Genomic DNA, 18,039 nt, shown 5'->3' with positions numbered 1-18,039 from the left:
TAACGTCGACCGCGAAGAGAAGCGAGTGACCCGCGGGGCGACATGATCCGGAAAAATATCAGGAGGAGCTTGACCTCAACGACCCCAATCAGAGAGGCCTGCTAGGGCCTTCCGCCCACTGTTCCCGAGCCAAGGCGTCATAAGGGAGCCATTGCAATCGGCCTTAGCAATGGGACGCAGTTCGCGTGACGTGCTATGCTTTAAGGTGGGAGATACGGCGGTCGCCGAAGCGCCCGCACGCCTCCCTGTCTATGGGAGGATAATATGGCTTACTATGTGCTGCTCACCAACTTCACGGATCAGGGTGCTAAGACAGTCAAGGACACCGTAAAGCGTGCTGAAGCATTCAAGGAGATGGCGGCCAAAAGCGGGGTCAAAGTGCATTCGCTTTACTGGACGCTCGGTCAGCACGACGTGGTCGCGATTGCCGAAGCCGACGATGATATTGCCGCGACCGCGCTCAGCTTATCAATAGCTTCGCTCGGCAACGTCCGAACGCAGACCCTAAGGGCGTTCGACGCCAACGATATGGCAAAGGTCATTGCCAAGATGGGCTGAAAAAAGAAGCGACAATAAAGATCGCGCCGACCGTTGGCGCAGGCAAACGGCCGACGCGACCGCGCCGATCCACAGTTCCGGGTTTGGATCGTCGAACAGGGTCGACGCGAAATCGAGGCCGTTTGGTTCCGATGCAGTGCCGGAGAAGAGAAGGGCGGCCATATCTCGCCGCTAGCAGCCTATGATGGGAAAGCAGACCGCTTCCTCATCCTTGATGTCGCACGGCGGGATCGTTTGACCATGCAATTATCGTTGCTTCTAAACCCATTTCCGATGCTCAATGAACCACCCGCGAACGACCCACCGAATGTGGATTGTCATGTGGCTGCCCAGAAGCAAGGGCATAGGAGGTTCCGTTCTCTGACATTGCAAGTGGATATCAATCCCTCAGGCTTTCACCTCTGGTGCATGATGTCGCCCAAAGCATGCCCTCGGCCTTGAACCGAGGGTGCTCAGCGGTTTCGGACAACGACAGGCACAAATCACGCCTGAGTCAGCGGATACTGTTCCTTCAGCGCCTTCAGCACCTGATCGCCGGGCATCGGCGCGCCGAACATGAAGCTCTGCACATATTCGCAGCCCATTTGGCGCAGTTCGAGCGCGTCGCTTTCGTCCGAAATGCCCTCGGCCACGACCGAAAGGCCGAGCTCATGCGCCATGTTGACCATGGATCTGAGCAGTACCGTGCGTTTCGGTGTCGCATCGTCGACGAAGCTTCTGTCGATCTTGATCGTGTCGAAGGGGAAGCGCGTCAGATAGGCCAGCGATGAATAGCCGGTGCCGAAATCGTCCAGCGACAGGCCGATACCAAGCTTCTTGAGCTTGGTCAGCACATGGGCTGTCTGCTCGGGATTGTCCATAACCAGCGATTCGGTGAGTTCGAGCCGGAAGCAGCGCGGCTTCAGGTTGGCCCGTGCGATCACCGAGCGGACGTCGCTGACCAGGTCGCGACGGATGAGCTGACGGCTGGACAGGTTGACCGAAACCGACAGCGGCGCGTCGCCGATCTGCTTTTGCCATCCCGCCAGATCTTCAGCTGCCTGTTGCATGGCGAACAGGCCAAGCTGCACGATCAGGCCGCAGTTCTCGGCGACCGGGATGAAATCGCCCGGCGGGATCATGCCGCGGCGCGGATGGTCCCATCGCAAAAGCGCCTCGAAGCCGGCAACGCTGCCGTCTTCCAGCCGCACGATAGGCTGGTAGGCGAGTGTGAATTCGCGCCGTTCGATGGCGCGGCGCAGGTCGGACTCGAACTGCAACCGGTCGGTCCCGACAGTGCGGAAGGCGGGGCGGAACGGCTCGATCCTGTCGCCGCCGAAACGCTTGGCCTGGTGCATGGCAAGCTCGGCGTCCTTGACCATGTCCTCGGCCGAACTCTGCGCCGAGGTCCAGGTGACCAGCCCGATCGACGCGGTCAGCACGATCTCGCGCTTGGCGAATGTGATCGGATTGTTGATCGCATGCTTGATGGCGTCGGCAACGGCCGCGATGCGGGCCGGATCCTTTTCGGAAAGCAGCATCAGCGCGAACTGGTCGCCGGCAAAGCGTGACAGCGAATCCTTCGGCTTGAGCAGCCGGTGCAGCCGGCGCGCAATGGTGAGCAAGATGGTATCGCCGGCCGAGATGCCAAGCCCGTCATTGACCTGCTTGAACCGGTCGATGTCGATGACGAAGACGGTCGGACGCACCTTCTCTTCCGTGCGCGCGATCGAGATGATCGCCTCCAGCCTGTTCATCAGCAATTCCCGGTTCGGCAGGCCGGTCAGATTGTCATGCACGGCATCGTGCAGGAGCCTCTCTTCGGACTTCTTCTGCTCCGTCACGTCGACCATGGTGCCGACGCAGCGGATGACCTCGCCGTCCGATCCGATCACCGGTCGGGCGCGCAGCGAAAACCAGTGATAGTGCCCGTCGGCGCCGCGCAGGCGGAAATTCTGCGACACCCGGCCGCGCCGGTGTTCGAGCACCACGTCGAGCGTGGTACGGAACGTGTCGCGATCGTCGGCGTGCAGCACCGGCAGCCAGTTGCGGGCAGCCCCGCCCAGACTGTCGGGCGCAAGGCCAAGCTGGATGCTGACATCCGGCTTGGTGACGACGCGGTCGCGCATCACGTCCCAATCCCACACTGTGTCGCCCGATCCGGCGACGGCCAGCGCCTGCCTTTCGAGATCGGAGAACAGGCCCTGATGCAGCGCGCCGCCGGCAAAGGCGTGCTGCATGACGGTGAAGCCGATCAAAAGGATGATGAGGATCAGCCCGCCGCCCAGAGCCGGCTGGGCGATGTCGTTGTCGAGCATGCCGGTGACCGCCATCCACGACCCGCATAGCCACAACAGCACCATCACCCAACTTGGCACCAGCATGATGGCACGGTCGTAGCCGCGTATACCGAGGAAGACGATCAGCCCAAGGCCGGTCAGCACGGTGGCGGCGAAGGACAGCCTGGCAATGCCTGCGGCGACCGCCGGATCGACGATTGCAATGCCTGCGATCAGTACCAGCCCCAGGATCCAGACCAGCGCGCCGTAGCTGAAATGGCCATGCCATCGGTTGAGGTTGAGATAGGCGAACAGGAACACCACGAATGTCGCCGCAAGCGCCACCTCCGTTCCGGCTCGCCACATCTGCTCGTTGCCGGGCGATATTTCGAGGACCTTGTTGAGAAAGCCGAAATCGATGCAGACGTAGGCCAGCACCGCCCAGGCGAGTGCTGCGGTTGCCGGGAACATCGAGGTCCCCTTGACGACGAATAGGATGGTCAGGAACAGCGCCAAAAGGCCGGCGATGCCGATGACGATGCCGCGAAACAGCGTGTAGGAATTGACCGAATCCTTGTAGGATTCCGGATCCCATAGATAGACCTGCGGCAGTTTGGGCGAAGCAAGTTCGGCGATGAAGGTGACCACCGTTCCGGGATTCAGCGTCACCCGGAATACATCGGCGTCGGGGCTGGTCTGACGGTCGAGCGCGAAGCCCTCGCTGGGCGTGATCGCGGCAATGCGGGTCGAGCCGAGATCCGGCCAGAAGATGCCGGAATTCACCAGCCGGAAATGCGGTGCGACGATCAGCCTGTCGAGCTGCTGGTCGGTGGTGTTGGCAAGCGCGAACACCGCCCAGTCGCCGGTCGAGCGCGCATCATTGGCCTCGACCTCGATGCGCCGCACGATGCCGTCCGGTCCCGGCGCGGTCGACACCTGGAAGTTCTCGCCCTGGTTCCGGTAGATTTCGACGGCGCCCGAAAGGTCGAGCGCCACGTCGTCGCGGGCGATCTTGATCGGTTCGACGGCGAAGGCCGAGGATGCCGCGCATAGCGTGACGATTGCCGTCAGGACAAAGGCGAACAGCGACCCGATTCGCAGGAGTTTCGTCAAAATCAGTCCTTCGTTCCCGCACCCGGCGGATCGTCCTCGATCCGGGCATAGAGATAGTGGTCCTGCCAGATGCCGTTGATCCTGAGATAGGATCGCAGAAGTCCTTCGCGCCGGAATCCGGCTTTTTCAAGCACGCGGATCGACCGGGCGTTGTCGGGAATACAGGCAGCTTCGATCCGGTGCAACCTCAGCGTATCGAAGGCGAAGCGCACCACCACCTTGACCGCGTCGGTCATCAGGCCGCGACCACTGTAGCGCTCGCCGACCCAGTAGCCGATATGGCCGCTTTGCGCGACGCCGTGGCGGATGTTGCCGAGGGTGATTCCACCGACAAGCTTGCCGCTGCTTTTCTCGAAGATGAAGAAGGCTATGGCCGTCCCCTGCGCGTAATCTTCGCGGTAGCGGCTGAGGCGATGCCGCCAGGCCGTGCGCTCGAGCTCGTCGGGGTTCCACCGCGGCTCCCACGGCTCCAGGAAGGCGCGGCTTTCCCCGCGCAGCGCCGACCATTCGCGATAGTCGTTGGTCAGCGGCACGCGCAGCGTGACTTGGTCGCCCTTCAGTGCCGGCAGGTCGCGGCGAAAGAAAGGGAGCGCGAACATGACGCTTTGATGGACTTAGACGGCAAGCTTTCGGGCCGTGGTCTGCGTGCCCGAAAGCGAGTCGAGGATCGCCTCGTAGGGAGCGAGCGTACCCACCGGTCCGACGGCAGTCAGCGTCGGCTTGGTCGAAAACAGCCGCGACGACAGGTCCCTCAGCCGCTCCACCGTCAGCGCCGCCAGTCGTTCCATCAGCTCTTCCTTGGCGATCGGCCGGCCGAACAGAAGCATTTGCCTGGCGATCTGCGAGGCGCGGCTGGCCGGGCTTTCAGCCGACATGATCAGCCCTGCGCGGTATTGGGCGCGTGCCCGGTCGAGTTCCTCCTGCAGGATATTCTCGCCGGCCTTGTGCAACTCGTCGATGACCACCGGCACCAATTCGGCAATGTCGCTCTGCCCGGTCGCGGCATGGACGCCGAATATGCCGGTGTCGGAAAAACCCCAGTGGAAGGCATAGACCGAATAGCAAAGCCCGCGCTTTTCGCGGACCTCCTGGAAAAGACGTGATGACATGCCGCCGCCAAGGATCATCGACAGCACCTGCGAGGCATAGAAGTCGCGTACATGGTAGGCGCGGCCTTCGAACCCCAGCACGATCTGCGCGTCCATCAGGTCGCGGTCCTCGCGGAAATCGCCGCCGACATATTGCGCATATTGCGGCATCGTGTTGTCGGACTTGCTGCGGAAACCGCCGAGATGCTTCTCGACCTCGCGCACGAAATTGTCGTGCTTGATGTCGCCGGCGGCGACGACAACCATGCGCTCGGCGCCATATTGCCGTTCGATGAACTTGTGCAACTGCTTCGAGGTGAAGGATTTGACGGTCTCCGGCGTGCCGAGGATGGAACGGCCGATCGTCTGGTGGCGGAAGGCGGTCTCGGTGAAGCGGTCGAAGACGACGTCGTCGGGCGTATCGTGCGCAGCGCCGATCTCCTGCAGGATCACATGCTGCTCGCGCTCCAGCTCCTGCGGGTCGAACTCGGATTCCTGCAGGATGTCTGAGAGGATGTCGACGGCCAGGGGCACGTCGTCGCTCAGCACCCTGGCGTAATAAGAGGTGGTCTCGACACTGGTGGCGGCATTGATCTCGCCGCCTACATCCTCGATTTCCGAGGCGATCTCGAAGGCGCTGCGCCTCCTGGTTCCCTTGAACGCCATATGTTCAAGCAGGTGGGCCATTCCGTGCTCTTCGTTACGCTCGTTGCGGGCTCCTGATTTGACCCAGGCGCCAAGAGCGACGGATTCGAGGCTTGGAAGGGTTTCGGTGGCGACCGTCAGGCCGTTCGACAGACGGCTTACCTCAACACCCATATAGCAAATACTCCCTAACTTGCCGCCCGCGTGTGACGGCTAACATAATCTTCCACCATTTTCAGGTCGGATGGAAGTACCGTGTATTTTTCCTCGGCGCTCATCAACCCGCCTAGCCATGCGGGCAGGGCAGGCGACACACCGCTGGCCGCTTCGACGGCGGCCGGGAACTTTGCCGGATGGGCCGTGCCCAGCACCACCATTGGCACGGCACTGGCGGCCTTCGCAATTGCAACATGCATGGCCGCGGCCGTGTGCGGATCGAGCAGATAGTCGCTGGCTGCGAGCGTCGAGCGGATCGTGGCGGCCACTTCGTCCATCGTCGAACGGGCGGCATCGAATTCGGAACGGATCCTGGCGATCTCGTCCGCTTCGATGGTGAAGGCGCCGGACTGCCTGAGGCCGCTCATGTAGCGCTGCACGGTCGAGGCATTGCGGTTGGCCGCCTCGAATAGCAAGCGCTCGAAATTCGACGAGACCTGGATGTCCATCGATGGCGAGGTGGTCGAAAAGACGTCCTTCGTGCGGTACTCGCCGCTCGACAGCGTGCGCGCCAGGATGTCGTTGTCATTGGTCGCTATGATCAGCCGCTCGATCGGCAGCCCCATCTTCTTGGCGGCGTAGCCGGCGAAGATGTCGCCGAAGTTGCCGGTCGGCACAGTGAAGGAAACCGGCCGGTCGGGCGCGCCGAGCGACAGCGCCGATGAGAAATAATAGACGATCTGGGCCATGATGCGGGCCCAGTTGATCGAATTGACGCCAGACAGCGACACCCGGTCGCGAAAACCGTGATCGTTGAACATGTCCTTCACCAGGCCCTGGCAATCGTCGAAATTGCCTTCGACCGCCAGTGCATGGACGTTTGCCGCGATAGATGTCGTCATTTGCCGCTGTTGCACCGGCGAGACCCGGCCGTGCGGGAAAAGAACGAAGATGTCGGTGCGGTTGCGCCCGGCAAACGCATCGATGGCGGCCCCGCCTGTGTCGCCGGACGTGGCGCCGACGATGGTGGCGCGCTGGTCGCGTTCGGCAAGCACATGATCCATCAGCCGGGCGAGGAGCTGCATGGCCACGTCCTTGAAGGCAAGTGTCGGGCCGTGGAAGAGCTCCAGGACGAAAATGTTTGACCCGGTCTGCACCAGCGGGCAGACGGCTTCGTGACGAAAGGTCGCATAGGCTTCGCGCACCAGGCGTTCGAAGACCGGCATTGCGATCTCGCCCCCAAGAAACGGCGACAGCACGCGGATGGCGAGGTCGGGATAGGCTAGGCCGCGCATGGCGCGGATCTCTGCCGCCGAAAACTGCGGCCAGCTATCAGGCACATAAAGCCCGCCATCGCGCGCCAGTCCCGCCAGCACCGCGTCGGAAAATCCAAGCACGGGCGCTTCCCCGCGTGTACTCACATATTGCATCGTCACATGTCCATTGCTGCCAGGCGGTTTCGTCCGCGGCAAAGTGGTTAATTTCCGCGCTTGCTCAGTCGCATTTTTGCCGCGCGGTTGATATACGTCACCCGCTTTGCGAGAGGGAAGTGCAGTTCATGGCGTTTCATTCATTCAATGGTCGTTTTATCGCGGGTCTGGCGCTCACCGGCTTTATGCTTGCCGCCGCCGGCTGCCAATCAGGCGGCAGTGGCATCCTCGGCTTTGGAAAGAAAGACACGACGCCGCCGCCACCGCGCGATCCCAAGGTTCTCGCCAGCCAATTGCTGGCCTATTGTCCGAAAGTGACGTTGCGTGACGGCACCGCCTTCTTCAACACCTATGCCAAGGGCGGCCAGAAGCCCAAGAAAAAAGCTGAGGCTCTGGACGCCGAAGCTGCTGCGCTTGATGCTGGCAGCGAGCAGCAGGACGATTCCGCGAAGATCATTTACCAGGCATCGATCACCGATGTGACCCGCGACTGCAACCGTGCCGATGGCTCGCTGACGATGAAGATCGCCGTCGCCGGCAAGGTCGTTCCGGGACCGATGTTCAAGCCAGGCACCATCACCATGCCGATCCGTATCGCCGTGATGCGTGGTACCGAGGTCCTTTACTCGCAACTTCACCAACATCAGGTTCAGGTCACCAATCCCTCGAGTGCCACCCAGTTCGTCTTCACCGATTCGAACGTTATCGTTCCCGAGCCCACCGCGCAGGACTATCAGGCGTTCGCCGGCTATGACGAAGGCCCGCCGAAGAAGTCGACCGACAGGAAGAAGGTTGCCGCCGCGCAATAAGCGGCCGCATTGGATTCGCGTGTCGGGTTGGACGCGCCGCCTCACGCATCCGCCGACCACTCCGACAGAGCCGCGATCACGCTTTTCAGTTCCGCCCAGCGGCGGATGACCGTTTCGGCGCCGGCCTCGGTCAGCGCGTCGGCATGACCGGGATAGCTGTGCGCCCCTCCCGTGAAGCCGATCACTCGCATCCCTGCTGTCCTGGCGCCGGTCACGCCATGCACGGAATCCTCGATGACGAACGTGTTCGCGGGCTCGGCCTTGAGCTTTTCCGCGGCAAAGAGGAACACGTCGGGCGCCGGCTTGGATTTGCCGGTCGGTGTTTCCAGTGAGGAAAAAATATGACCGGCGAAAAGCGGCAGTAGATGCACCTTCTCCAGCATGAACTCGATGCGCTCGGTGCGCGAGTTCGAGCAGACGCAGCGCCGTGCCATCACCGCGGCGACCGCTTCGCGCACCCCGTCGACGGCGCGCACGTCGCTGCGCAGCTTGCGGTCGACCAGGTCTTCGGCACGGTCGATCAGCGAGGCCTGGAACGGGATGCGCGACTTCTCCTCGACCCGTATCATGATGTCCTTGAAGGTCAGGCCGGCATAAGTCTCGGAAATCTCCTCGGCCGATATCTCGTAACCGGCCGACGTCAAAAGCTCGGCTTCGATGCGCGCGGCGATGATTTCGGAATCGACGAGCACGCCGTCGCAATCGAAGATGACAAGGTCTGGCTGGGGCATGGCAATTCCGGGAAGCGGGAGGGAGGCTGAGGTGCTCAGGCGGCGCGGCATACACCAACAGGCCGGCCTTCGCAAATTGCCCGAGGTCCGCATTCTCAGCCTTCACCGAATATTTACGCTGATCGGTAACCATAACAGGGAGTAAACAGTAACGCGTGCTTTGGGTGTCACAATGTCTGCCGTGCGTCTTCTCGACGAGCTTTCCCATGCTCCCCAGCAATCCGAATGGCTGGATACGATCCTGAAGGGCGACTGTGTCGCCGCGCTCGACCGGCTGCCTGAAAGATCCGTCGACGTGATCTTCGCCGATCCGCCCTACAATCTGCAGCTCGACGGCGATCTGCACCGGCCCGACCAGTCCAAGGTCGACGCCGTCGACGACGACTGGGACCAGTTCGCGAGTTTTGAGGTCTACGACGCCTTTACCCGCGCCTGGCTGCTGGCGGCGCGCCGCGTACTGAAACCCAATGGCACCATCTGGGTCATAGGTTCCTACCACAATATTTTCAGGGTCGGCGCCAAGATGCAGGATCTGGGGTTCTGGATCCTCAACGATGTCGTCTGGCGCAAGACCAACCCAATGCCGAATTTCCGCGGCCGCCGCTTCCAGAATGCCCATGAGACGATGATCTGGGCCTCGCGCGACCAGAAAGGCAAGGGCTACACCTTCAACTACGAAGCCATGAAGGCGTCGAACGACGACATACAGATGCGTTCCGACTGGCTGTTCCCGATCTGCACCGGAGGCGAGCGCCTGAAGAACGAAAATGGCGACAAGCTGCATCCGACGCAGAAGCCCGAAGCGCTGCTCGCCCGCATCATGATGGCCTCGACCAAGCCCGGCGATATCGTGCTCGATCCCTTCTTCGGCTCCGGCACCACCGGTGCGGTGGCCAAGCGTCTCGGCCGCCATTTCGTCGGCATCGAGCGTGAGCAGGCCTATATCGACGCCGCCAACGAGCGCATCGATGCAGTGCGGCCGCTGGACGGCGCTGACCTAACCGTGCTTACAGGCAAGCGCGCCGAGCCGCGCGTCGCCTTCGTCAGCCTCATCGACACCGGGCTGATGCTGCCGGGCGCCACGCTCTACGACGCCAAGAAGCGCTGGGCCGCCAAAGTGCGCGCCGACGGCACGGTGGCGATCGGCGACAGCGCCGGGTCGATCCACAAGATAGGCGCGCAGGTGCAGGGGCTGGACGCCTGCAACGGCTGGACGTTCTGGCACTATGAGCGCAGCGGCGGCCTGACCCCGATCGACGAGCTTCGCCGCATCGCCCGTCTTGGCATGGAGCGGGCAGGGGCCTGACAATAACCGCCATGGCGATCTCGTTGCACGTTCCCGAAGGAAGCAGGATCGCCTTTCTTGACCGAGAAGTGCCGGGAGCGCTCCGCCAGTCCCGTCGTCGGGTCTTCGTCAAGCGAGTTGCAGACCAAGGTAATGAACCATCGGGTCGAAGTCTCGGTCGTCATGCAACAGCGCGTGCCCGCCCCGAATGCAGAATGTGCCGATGATCATATCGATCGTCTTGCGGATGGTGATGCCCCGCTGCCGGAGCATGCGGTGGTTTCGGGCAGCTTCGACTGCCGTCGCCGGATCCAGCATCGGTACAATTGCGAATTGTCGAAGGTTCCGCTCAATCAGTTGGGCATGCGGTTCGTTGCGCGCACCTTGTAGCACTTCCAGCAGGATCAAGTCTCCGACCAGAATCTCCTGAGTGTCATCGAGATGCCTGAGTTTACCGACCGAGACGCTGTCCGTATTGCGCAGATGGGCGATCCAGACGGAACTGTCGACGACGATCATCGATTCTGATCGGGCGAACGGCCTTCCCGCATAGTGTCAAGATCGCCGTCCCAGCCGGCGCCAGCAAGGGCGGCGATAGCCATATCCTGCCGGTGCCGGCGCACCAGAGTGCGCAAGGCCGCCTCAATCGTCGCTTTCTTGGTCTTGAGGCCGGAGGCGGCCATGGCCTCCGCGATCAGTTTGTCGTCGAGTTCGATGTTGGTTCGCATGGCGATGCTCGATGTGTATAAATCGGACTAACTATACACATTCTGCTCCTGACCAACAAGCCGTCAGCCGACAGCCGTCACGCTGACAGTCGCTCCTTCGCGCTCTGCCGCCATCCGGCAGCTCCTTGAAATGATCCAAAAAACTAGCGTCTCGGCGGCTGCACCACCGTCACACGCTGTCTTACCCATCGGCTTGCCCAGAAGACAAACACAGATTCAGCCCTTGCGCACTTTGAAGCGGGTTATCAGTCGAGCCTCTCGAAGTGACTCAAATCACGCTCTGATCCCCAGGCGATCGAGGTCCGCTTTGAGCGTCCTGGCGTCGGTGAACAGCACCGACTGCCAGCCGGCCGCCTTGGCGCCGTCGACATTCTTCTGGCTGTCGTCGATGAACAGCGTGGCCGCGGGCTCGAGGCCAAACGCGGCGACGTGATGGTCGTAGATGCCGCGATCCGGCTTGATCATGCCGATCTCGCCCGAAATGGTCACTCCACGGGGACGGTTGAGAAAGTCGAAACGCTGCCGGGCTTCGGCAAGCGTGTCGGAGGCAAAGTTGGTCAGCATGGTGACGTCGTGGCCGCTCTCGATCAGACCGACCATGATGGCGACGCTGTCGTCATAGGCATGAGGCACCATTTCGTGCCAGTGGCGGCGGAAATTGCGGATGTTTTCCGCGTGATGGGGATGCTCCGCGATTGCCAGTGCCTCGGCCTCTTCCCAGGTCCGGCCTCGATCCTGCTCGATGTTCCAGTCATGCGTGCAGACATTGTCGAAGAACCATTTCCGCTCATCCGCGTCGGGGATCAATCGGCTGAAGGGCAAGGTCGGATCGTAGTGGATCAGTACTCTGCCGATGTCGAAAACGATGTGGCGGATTTCGGTCATTCTTGTCCTCGTTCAATGCCAATTCAACGCGGGGCAATTCAATGTGGGCGCTGCTTCTTCGTCGCGCCCGGTATCGCCGCTTCGATTACCTTTTTCATGACGGTGGGCAGCGCTTCCCCGGAAATTTCATGGGCCAGCGACCAGAAATGCCCCTGAGGGGCGGCGCCATCTCTCATCGTTTTGAAGACGTCGAGTTCGAGCGCGAAATGGGTGAAGACATGGCCAATCCGCCCGGCAGGCCGCCAGTCGCCGGGGAAGGGTGCCGCCGCGTCGGTGGTGGCGCCGTCGATCCGCGCGGTCCAGCCGGTCGTCGGCACCTCGGTCATGCCGCCGAGTAGGCCTTTATCCGCTCGCTTGCGCAAAAGGATGGCGCCGTCGGCCCTCAACGCAACGAAAGCAGCCCCGCGCCGCAGTGGTTTCTCACCCTTCGGCAGGCGGACCGGGAAGCGTTCGGGATCGCCCGAAACAGTCGCACTGCAATCCTCGCGCAGCGGGCACAGCATGCAGCGCGGCCGGCGCGGCGTGCAGATCGTCGCACCCAGATCCATCATCGCCTGGGCGAAATCGCCCGGTCTGGTCCCTGGAACCACGCGCTCGACATGGGCGCGGATGTCGCCCTTGGCTTCGCTCAGCGGCGTGGCGATCGAAAACAGCCGGGAAACGACCCGTTCGACATTGCCGTCGACGACCGCCGCGGGCTCGTCGAAGGCGATCGCCGCGATCGCCGCCGCCGTGTAGGCGCCGATGCCGGGCAGCGCTCTCAGACCCGCTTGCGTATCGGGAAACCTGCCGCCTTGCCGTGCGACGAGATCGGCGCAGGCCTTGAGATTGCGCGCGCGGGAATAATAGCCGAGCCCGGCCCAGGCCTTCATCACATCCTCGGTCTGTGCCGAGGCCAGCGCATTGATATCGGGCCATTTCTGGACAAAGGCCTGGAAATAGGATTTTACCGCTTCGACCGTGGTCTGCTGCAGCATGACTTCCGAAAGCCAGACGCGGTAGGGATCAGGCCGCATGCCGCGTGCCAGCTCTCGCGGCGCAATGCGCCACGGCAAGTCGCGGTGGTGCGCGTCGTACCAGGCAAGCAGGCGGGATGCGATCTCGCCGCTATCTCCGGACGCAGCTTTGCTGCTGTCTCCAGACGCGGCTTTGCCGCTGTCTCCGGATGCGGCTTTGCTGGTATCTCCAGACGCGGCTTTGCCGCTGTCTCCGGATGCGGTCTTGCGGGTCTGGTCGTGCAGTGCCATTGATCGAGGACTGGCCTAACCGATGAAGTGGTGGAGGTCGTGACTGGAGAACGCACATGGCAGGGAAAAGGGCCTTCGGCAATCCCGTTCCGGTGAGCGATCTCGCAACCGAGATCCTCGACCCGGTGTTGCGCAAGCGTGCCGGCATGTCGATCGGGCTCGTCCAGTCATGGGAGGAGATTGCCGGGCCGCGGCTCGCCGGCTGCTCGCGCCCGGAAAGGATCCAGTGGCCGCGTCGCATGCATGAAGACGATCCGTTCGAGCCTGCGGTGCTGGTCATCGCCTGCGAGGGCATGGCCGCGCTCCATCTGCAGCACGAGACCGGCGAGATCATCAACCGGGTTAACGCCTTTCTCGGCTTCAACGCTATCGGCCGGATCAGAATCGTGCAAAAGCCGGTGATAGCGGACAAGAGGCGGCCTAAACCAAGCTTGCGGCCTTTGACCGCGGCCGAGAAGGCAAAACTGTCGGGCACTGTCGGACTGATCGAGGATGACGGGCTGCGCGCTTCGCTGGAGCGGCTCGGCGCCACGATTCTCGGCCAGAAGAAGTGAAAAACTCGCGCTTTCGTGATCGCGTCTACATGATTTGGCGATTGGAATGGGGACGGCGATGCCTTAATTCGCGCCAACTCTCGCCTTTTCTAGCCTTTGCATTGCAAAATCCAACCATTGTCAGGTGATTCGTATGCTCCGTCCCCCGTTTAGCAAAAGCTTGTCCCGCAGAAACCTTCTGTCTTCGCTGGCCGCCGTTCCGGCGGTGGTTCTGCTCGCCGCATGCAGCGACTCGGGCGAAAAACCCGTGGCGCAGGATGTCGAGCCTGCGGCTCCCGCCGATCCGGCGAAGCCGGCCACTCCGGCTGCTCCGGCCGCCGCCAAGGCGCCAGAAGCTCAGGGCACGGTGGACATGGCGGCATTGCTGAAGCCCGGCGCACTGCCCGATGCGCAACTGGGCAAGGACGACGCGAAGGTTACCATCGTCGAATATGCCTCGATGACCTGCCCGCATTGCGCGCATTTCCACGAAACCACACTCCCGGAGCTGAAGACGAAATATATCGACACCGGCAAGGCTCGCCTTATCCTGCGCGAATTTCCGTTCGACCCCAGCGCCGAGGCCGGTTTCATGCTGGCGCGCTGCTCCAAGGACAACTATTTCCCGATGGTGGACGTTCTTTTCAAGCAGCAGGCGAACTGGGCAGGTGGTGGCAATGTCAAGGACGCCTTGCTGCAAATCTCCAAGATGGCCGGTTTTACACAGGAGTCCTTCGAGGCCTGCTTGACGGACCAGAAACTTCTGGACGATGTGAGATCGGTCCAGAAGCGCGGCGCCGATGAATTCAAGGTCGACTCGACGCCGACCTTCTTTATCAACGGAAAGACCTACAAGGGGGCGCTGTCGATTGCAGAAATGTCGGCCATCATCGACCCTCTGCTCTGACGTTTCGGCAGCGCCGAAGCGGCTGCGCTTCGGCGTGCGCGACTTTTTGTCGTGCCGCGGGTTGTTGTTGCAAAACCGCGGAACACTTTTGCCAAGCCCATTAATGGGGCAGCGCGAATGAAGTTCTCGCGCCTTCGCCTGCTCGGCTTCAAGTCCTTCGTTGAACCCGGCGAGTTCGTCATCGAACGCGGCCTGACCGGCATCGTCGGGCCGAATGGCTGCGGCAAGTCGAACCTTGTCGAGGCGCTGCGCTGGGTCATGGGCGAAAGCTCGTATAAGAACATGCGCGCGTCCGGCATGGACGACGTGATCTTTTCGGGTTCGGGAACGCGTCCGGCCCGCAACACCGCTGAAGTTACCCTTTTTCTAGACAACAGCGACCGTAGCGCGCCCTCTGCCTTCAACGACGCGGACGAGTTGCAGGTTTCGCGCCGCATCGAGCGCGAGGCGGGTTCGCTCTACCGCATCAACGGCAAGGAAGCCCGTGCCAAGGACGTGCAGCTGCTTTTTGCCGACCAGTCGACCGGCGCGCGCTCGCCCTCGATGGTCGGGCAAGGCCGCATCGGCGAGCTCATCCAGGCAAAGCCGCAGGCACGCCGCGCGCTGCTGGAAGAGGCGGCCGGAATTTCGGGCCTGCACACCCGCCGCCACGAGGCCGAGCTGCGGCTGAAGGCGGCCGAACAGAATCTGGAACGGCTGGACGACGTCGTCGGCGAGCTGGAAAGCCAGATCGAAAGCCTGAAGCGCCAGGCGCGCCAGGCGTCGCGGTTCAAGAATTTGTCGGCCGATATCCGCAAGGCTGAAGCGACGCTGCTGCATCTGCGCTGGACGCTGGCCAAGACGCAGGAAGGCGAGGCGCGCTCGGCGCTGGCGATTGCCACGGCACTGGTGGGCGAGCGCGCCGCCGCCCAGATGGCCGCCGCCAAGGAGCAAGGGATCGGCGCCCACCGATTGCCGGACCTGCGCGATGCGGAAGCCGCCGCCGCTGCCGCCTTCCAGCGCCTGTCGATCGCCAAGACGCAGATCGAAGAGGAAGCCGGCCGCATCCGCGCCCGTCAGGAGGAACTCGACCGCCGGCTGCAGCAGCTCGACGGCGACATCGCCCGCGAGGAGCGGATGGTCCGCGACAATGCGGATATCCTCGAACGCCTCGCTACAGAAGAAGCCGCCCTCAATACCGAGAATGCCGGTGCCGCCGAGCGCGAGGCCAACACCCGCGACGCGTTCGAGCAGGCGGCGTCGACGCTTGCCGCGAGCGAAGCCAAACTCGCCGGGCTGACGGCCGAACGGGCGGAGGCCGCAGCTTCCCGCAATCAGATCGAACGAACGCTGCGCGACACTGCCGAGCGCCGCGACCGCTTTGCCCGCCAACTCGCCGATGTCGACCGCGAATTGTCCGACATCGCCTCCAGGGTCGCTGGCCTGCCCGATCCCGCCGAGAAGCGGCTTCTGGTCGAACAGGCCCAGGCGCTGCTGGAGGAGACCGAAGCCGCGGCGATTGCCGCCGAACAGGCTGTCGCCGAGGCGCGTGCGGCGGAAAGCGATGCCCGCCCTCCGGTTCAGGATGCAAAGGCCGAACTGGCGCGGATCGAAACCGAGGCCCGCACGCTGGCCAAGATCCTCAATGCCGCAAGCGGTGACCTCTTCCCCTCCGTTCTGGAGCAGATCAGCGTCGAGCGCGGCTACGAGACAGCGCTCGGCGCAGCGCTTGGAGAGGATCTCGACGTGCCGCTCGACCGTAGCGCGCCGGTGCATTGGGGCCCGAGCGAGGTCCAGCCTGGCGACGCCGCGCTGCCCGAAGGCATCAAGAGCCTTGCCAGCGTGGTCCGCGCGCCGACGCAACTTGCTCGCCGATTGGCGCAGATCGGCATCGTCGAGGCCGGCGACGGAAAGCGGCTGCAGGCGCTGCTTGCTCCTGGGCAGCGGCTGGTCAGCCGCGAAGGGGCGCTCTGGCGTTGGGACGGGTTGACCGCCAGCGCCGACGCGCCGACCGCGGCCGCGCAGCGGCTGGCGCAGAAGAACCGGCTGGCCGAGCTCGACGCCGAGGCGGTCCAGGCGACCCGCATCCTGCGCCAGGCCGAGGAGGCTCTTGCCCATGCCGAACAGGCGCTTGCCCAGGCGAGCGAGGCCGAGCGCCACGCCCGTCAGGCCGGCCGTGATGCCCAGCATGGGCTGGACGCCGCACGCAATGTGCTGGCCGAGGCCGAGAAGGCCGGCGGCGAGCTGTCGAGCCGACGCGCAGCACTTGACGAGGCGCGCGCGCGCATCGTCGACAGCCATGAAGAGACGGCGGCGGCTTTCGTTGAGGCGCAGATGCTGCTGCAAAGCGCTCCCGATCTCGGTGATCTGCAGTTGCAGCTCGAACAGTCGGCCGCCAACGTCGCTCGCGACCGCGCCACCCTTGCCGATGCACGCGCCGTCCATGAAGGCTTGAGACGCGAAGCCGAAGCGCGAACGCGCCGCCTCGACGCCATCGGCGCGGAACGCCGCAACTGGCTGGAGCGAGCCGAAAACGCCTCGACGCAGATCGCAGCGCTCGGCGAACGCAAGGCGGAAGCCGAGGCCGAGCGCGAAAGACTGGCCGACGCACCCGACGAAATCGACGCCAAGCGCCGCGCCTTGCTGTCGCAACTTGCCGAGGCCGAAAGCCTGCGCCAGGCGGCCGGCGATCGGTTGCAGGAAGCGGAGAACCGGCAGTCCGAACTGGACAAGGCCGCGACATCAGCGATCCAGTCTCTGGCCGAAGCGCGAGAATCCCGCGTCCGTGCCGAAGAGCGGCTGACCGCTGCCGACGAAAGACGGCTCGAGGTAGAAGCGCGCATTCAGGAAACGCTGAACACGCCGCCGCATCTGGTTATCCGCCATACCGGCCTGGAGGCCGACAGCCCGATGCCAGAGATGGCCGAGATCGAGCGTCGGCTCGACCGGCTGAAGATCGAGCGCGAACGGCTGGGCGCCGTCAATCTGCGCGCAGAGGAAGAACAGAAGGAACTGTCGGACCGCCTGGAGACCATCGTTTCGGAACGCGAGGACATCATCGAGGCCATCCGCAAGCTGCGCCAGGCGATCCAGAGCCTGAACCGCGAAGGCCGCGAACGGCTGCTGGCTGCCTTCGACGTGGTCAATGGCCATTTCCAGCGGCTGTTTTCGCATCTGTTCGGTGGCGGCACGGCGGAACTGCAACTGATCGAGTCCGACGACCCGCTCGAGGCCGGTCTCGAAATCCTTGCGCGGCCGCCGGGCAAGAAGCCGCAGACCATGACGTTGCTCTCCGGTGGCGAGCAGGCGTTGACGGCGATGTCGCTGATCTTCGCCGTGTTTCTGACCAATCCCGCACCGATCTGTGTGCTCGACGAAGTCGACGCGCCGCTCGACGACCACAATGTCGAGCGTTTCTGCAATCTGATGGACGAAATGGCCGCCACCACCGAGACGCGCTTCGTCATCATCACGCACAACCCGATCACCATGGCCCGCATGAACCGGCTGTTCGGGGTGACCATGGCCGAACAGGGTGTCAGCCAGCTCGTCTCGGTCGACCTGCAGGCGGCCGAGGCCATGCGCGAGGCGAGCTGACGCGCCGATCGGACAGCTTGTCGGTAGCGCCTATTGGGGCTTTTGGGCTATAGCCGAACGGAACGGGTCGACTCCGTCCACAATCGGATG

16 protein-coding genes are annotated in these 18,039 nt (G+C 63.1%); 7 read left to right on the top strand and 9 right to left on the bottom strand.

Annotation, left to right across the window (positions count from 1 at the left end):
- Window positions 1-264: 264 nt before the first annotated feature.
- Window positions 265-558, top strand: a complete 294-nt coding sequence (locus IQ26_RS33710) for a GYD domain-containing protein (protein WP_065012366.1) — start codon at window positions 265-267, stop codon at window positions 556-558.
- A gap of 33 nt (window positions 559-591) precedes the next feature.
- Complete coding sequence (locus tag IQ26_RS41170; RefSeq protein ID WP_145722717.1) at window positions 592-999, top strand: phytochelatin synthase family protein; 408 nt, start codon at window positions 592-594, stop codon at window positions 997-999.
- A 41-nt stretch (window positions 1,000-1,040) separates the two neighbouring features.
- On the opposite strand, the gene IQ26_RS33700 is transcribed toward IQ26_RS41170, so the two are convergent.
- The 4 genes from IQ26_RS33700 to thrC are packed head-to-tail and all read right to left on the bottom strand — an operon-like array spanning window position 1,041 to window position 7,248.
- The gene (locus IQ26_RS33700; protein ID WP_145722716.1) at window positions 1,041-3,929 is read right to left on the bottom strand and encodes an EAL domain-containing protein; all 2,889 of its coding nucleotides are present in this window, start codon (window positions 3,927-3,929) and stop codon (window positions 1,041-1,043) included.
- A 2-nt stretch (window positions 3,930-3,931) separates the two neighbouring features.
- Entirely contained in the window at window positions 3,932-4,528 is a 597-nt protein-coding gene (locus IQ26_RS33695) for a GNAT family N-acetyltransferase (RefSeq protein ID WP_145722715.1), read from the bottom strand.
- Between the two features lie 15 nt (window positions 4,529-4,543).
- On the bottom strand, window positions 4,544-5,836 hold the full coding sequence (locus IQ26_RS33690) for a M16 family metallopeptidase (RefSeq protein ID WP_145722714.1): 1,293 nt from the start codon (window positions 5,834-5,836) through the stop codon (window positions 4,544-4,546).
- A 14-nt stretch (window positions 5,837-5,850) separates the two neighbouring features.
- A complete protein-coding gene (gene thrC, locus IQ26_RS33685; RefSeq protein WP_145722713.1) occupies window positions 5,851-7,248 on the bottom strand; it encodes a threonine synthase in 1,398 nt (465 codons plus the stop codon).
- 128 nt (window positions 7,249-7,376) lie between these two features.
- Here thrC and IQ26_RS33680 point away from each other — a divergent pair, with 128 nt between their 5' ends.
- Window positions 7,377-8,057: a hypothetical protein gene (locus tag IQ26_RS33680; RefSeq protein ID WP_145722718.1), complete on the top strand. Its 681-nt coding sequence runs from the start codon at window positions 7,377-7,379 to the stop codon at window positions 8,055-8,057.
- A gap of 41 nt (window positions 8,058-8,098) precedes the next feature.
- Here IQ26_RS33680 and IQ26_RS33675 read toward each other — a convergent pair whose 3' ends face one another.
- The gene (locus IQ26_RS33675; RefSeq protein ID WP_145722712.1) at window positions 8,099-8,788 is read right to left on the bottom strand and encodes an HAD family hydrolase; all 690 of its coding nucleotides are present in this window, start codon (window positions 8,786-8,788) and stop codon (window positions 8,099-8,101) included.
- 172 nt (window positions 8,789-8,960) lie between these two features.
- Between IQ26_RS33675 and IQ26_RS33670 the strand changes: the two genes are divergently transcribed.
- Window positions 8,961-10,094, top strand: coding sequence for a site-specific DNA-methyltransferase (locus IQ26_RS33670; RefSeq protein WP_145722711.1), 1,134 nt, complete (start codon window positions 8,961-8,963; stop codon window positions 10,092-10,094).
- A 108-nt stretch (window positions 10,095-10,202) separates the two neighbouring features.
- On the opposite strand, the gene vapC is transcribed toward IQ26_RS33670, so the two are convergent.
- From vapC to mutY, 4 genes are all read right to left on the bottom strand, one after another.
- On the bottom strand, window positions 10,203-10,592 hold the full coding sequence (vapC, locus tag IQ26_RS33665; protein ID WP_145722710.1) for a type II toxin-antitoxin system VapC family toxin: 390 nt from the start codon (window positions 10,590-10,592) through the stop codon (window positions 10,203-10,205).
- A complete protein-coding gene (locus IQ26_RS33660) occupies window positions 10,589-10,801 on the bottom strand; it encodes a type II toxin-antitoxin system VapB family antitoxin (RefSeq protein ID WP_145722709.1) in 213 nt (70 codons plus the stop codon). The genes vapC and IQ26_RS33660 overlap by 4 nt, the downstream gene beginning before the upstream one ends.
- 273 nt (window positions 10,802-11,074) lie before the next feature.
- Complete coding sequence (locus IQ26_RS33655) at window positions 11,075-11,686, bottom strand: HAD family hydrolase (RefSeq protein ID WP_145722708.1); 612 nt, start codon at window positions 11,684-11,686, stop codon at window positions 11,075-11,077.
- A 38-nt stretch (window positions 11,687-11,724) separates the two neighbouring features.
- Window positions 11,725-12,933 (bottom strand): A/G-specific adenine glycosylase, encoded by a 1,209-nt coding sequence (mutY, locus tag IQ26_RS33650; protein WP_145722707.1) that lies wholly within the window; start codon window positions 12,931-12,933, stop codon window positions 11,725-11,727.
- Window positions 12,934-12,989: 56 nt separating this feature from the next.
- Here mutY and IQ26_RS33645 point away from each other — a divergent pair, with 56 nt between their 5' ends.
- From IQ26_RS33645 to smc, 3 genes are all read left to right on the top strand, one after another.
- Window positions 12,990-13,487, top strand: a complete 498-nt coding sequence (locus tag IQ26_RS33645; RefSeq protein WP_145722706.1) for a DUF721 domain-containing protein — start codon at window positions 12,990-12,992, stop codon at window positions 13,485-13,487.
- A 133-nt stretch (window positions 13,488-13,620) separates the two neighbouring features.
- Window positions 13,621-14,373, top strand: a complete 753-nt coding sequence (locus tag IQ26_RS33640) for a DsbA family protein (protein ID WP_145722705.1) — start codon at window positions 13,621-13,623, stop codon at window positions 14,371-14,373.
- Window positions 14,374-14,490: 117 nt separating this feature from the next.
- A complete protein-coding gene (smc, locus tag IQ26_RS33635) occupies window positions 14,491-17,949 on the top strand; it encodes a chromosome segregation protein SMC (RefSeq protein ID WP_145722704.1) in 3,459 nt (1,152 codons plus the stop codon).
- Window positions 17,950-18,039: the final 90 nt, after the last annotated feature.

The organism is Mesorhizobium tianshanense (genome assembly GCF_007830515.1).
Lineage (GTDB): Bacteria > Pseudomonadota > Alphaproteobacteria > Rhizobiales > Rhizobiaceae > Mesorhizobium > Mesorhizobium tianshanense.
Note: the sequence above shows the minus strand (reverse complement) of the source record. Positions and strands in the feature narration are given on the sequence as shown.

Bases quoted from the DNA above. Each gene is read 5' to 3' on its own strand.
- IQ26_RS33710 (WP_065012366.1), top strand. From the start codon at position 265: ATGGCTTACTATGTGCTGCTCACCAACTTCACGGATCAGGGTGCTAAG.
- IQ26_RS33695 (WP_145722715.1), bottom strand. From the start codon at position 4,528: ATGTTCGCGCTCCCTTTCTTTCGCCGCGACCTGCCGGCACTGAAGGGC.
- IQ26_RS33690 (WP_145722714.1), bottom strand. From the start codon at position 5,836: ATGGGTGTTGAGGTAAGCCGTCTGTCGAACGGCCTGACGGTCGCCACC.
- thrC (WP_145722713.1), bottom strand. From the start codon at position 7,248: ATGCAATATGTGAGTACACGCGGGGAAGCGCCCGTGCTTGGATTTTCC.
- IQ26_RS33680 (WP_145722718.1), top strand. From the start codon at position 7,377: ATGGCGTTTCATTCATTCAATGGTCGTTTTATCGCGGGTCTGGCGCTC.
- IQ26_RS33675 (WP_145722712.1), bottom strand. From the start codon at position 8,788: ATGCCCCAGCCAGACCTTGTCATCTTCGATTGCGACGGCGTGCTCGTC.
- IQ26_RS33670 (WP_145722711.1), top strand. From the start codon at position 8,961: ATGTCTGCCGTGCGTCTTCTCGACGAGCTTTCCCATGCTCCCCAGCAA.
- vapC (WP_145722710.1), bottom strand. From the start codon at position 10,592: ATGATCGTCGTCGACAGTTCCGTCTGGATCGCCCATCTGCGCAATACG.
- IQ26_RS33660 (WP_145722709.1), bottom strand. From the start codon at position 10,801: ATGCGAACCAACATCGAACTCGACGACAAACTGATCGCGGAGGCCATG.
- IQ26_RS33655 (WP_145722708.1), bottom strand. From the start codon at position 11,686: ATGACCGAAATCCGCCACATCGTTTTCGACATCGGCAGAGTACTGATC.
- mutY (WP_145722707.1), bottom strand. From the start codon at position 12,933: ATGGCACTGCACGACCAGACCCGCAAGACCGCATCCGGAGACAGCGGC.
- IQ26_RS33645 (WP_145722706.1), top strand. From the start codon at position 12,990: ATGGCAGGGAAAAGGGCCTTCGGCAATCCCGTTCCGGTGAGCGATCTC.
- IQ26_RS33640 (WP_145722705.1), top strand. From the start codon at position 13,621: ATGCTCCGTCCCCCGTTTAGCAAAAGCTTGTCCCGCAGAAACCTTCTG.
- smc (WP_145722704.1), top strand. From the start codon at position 14,491: ATGAAGTTCTCGCGCCTTCGCCTGCTCGGCTTCAAGTCCTTCGTTGAA.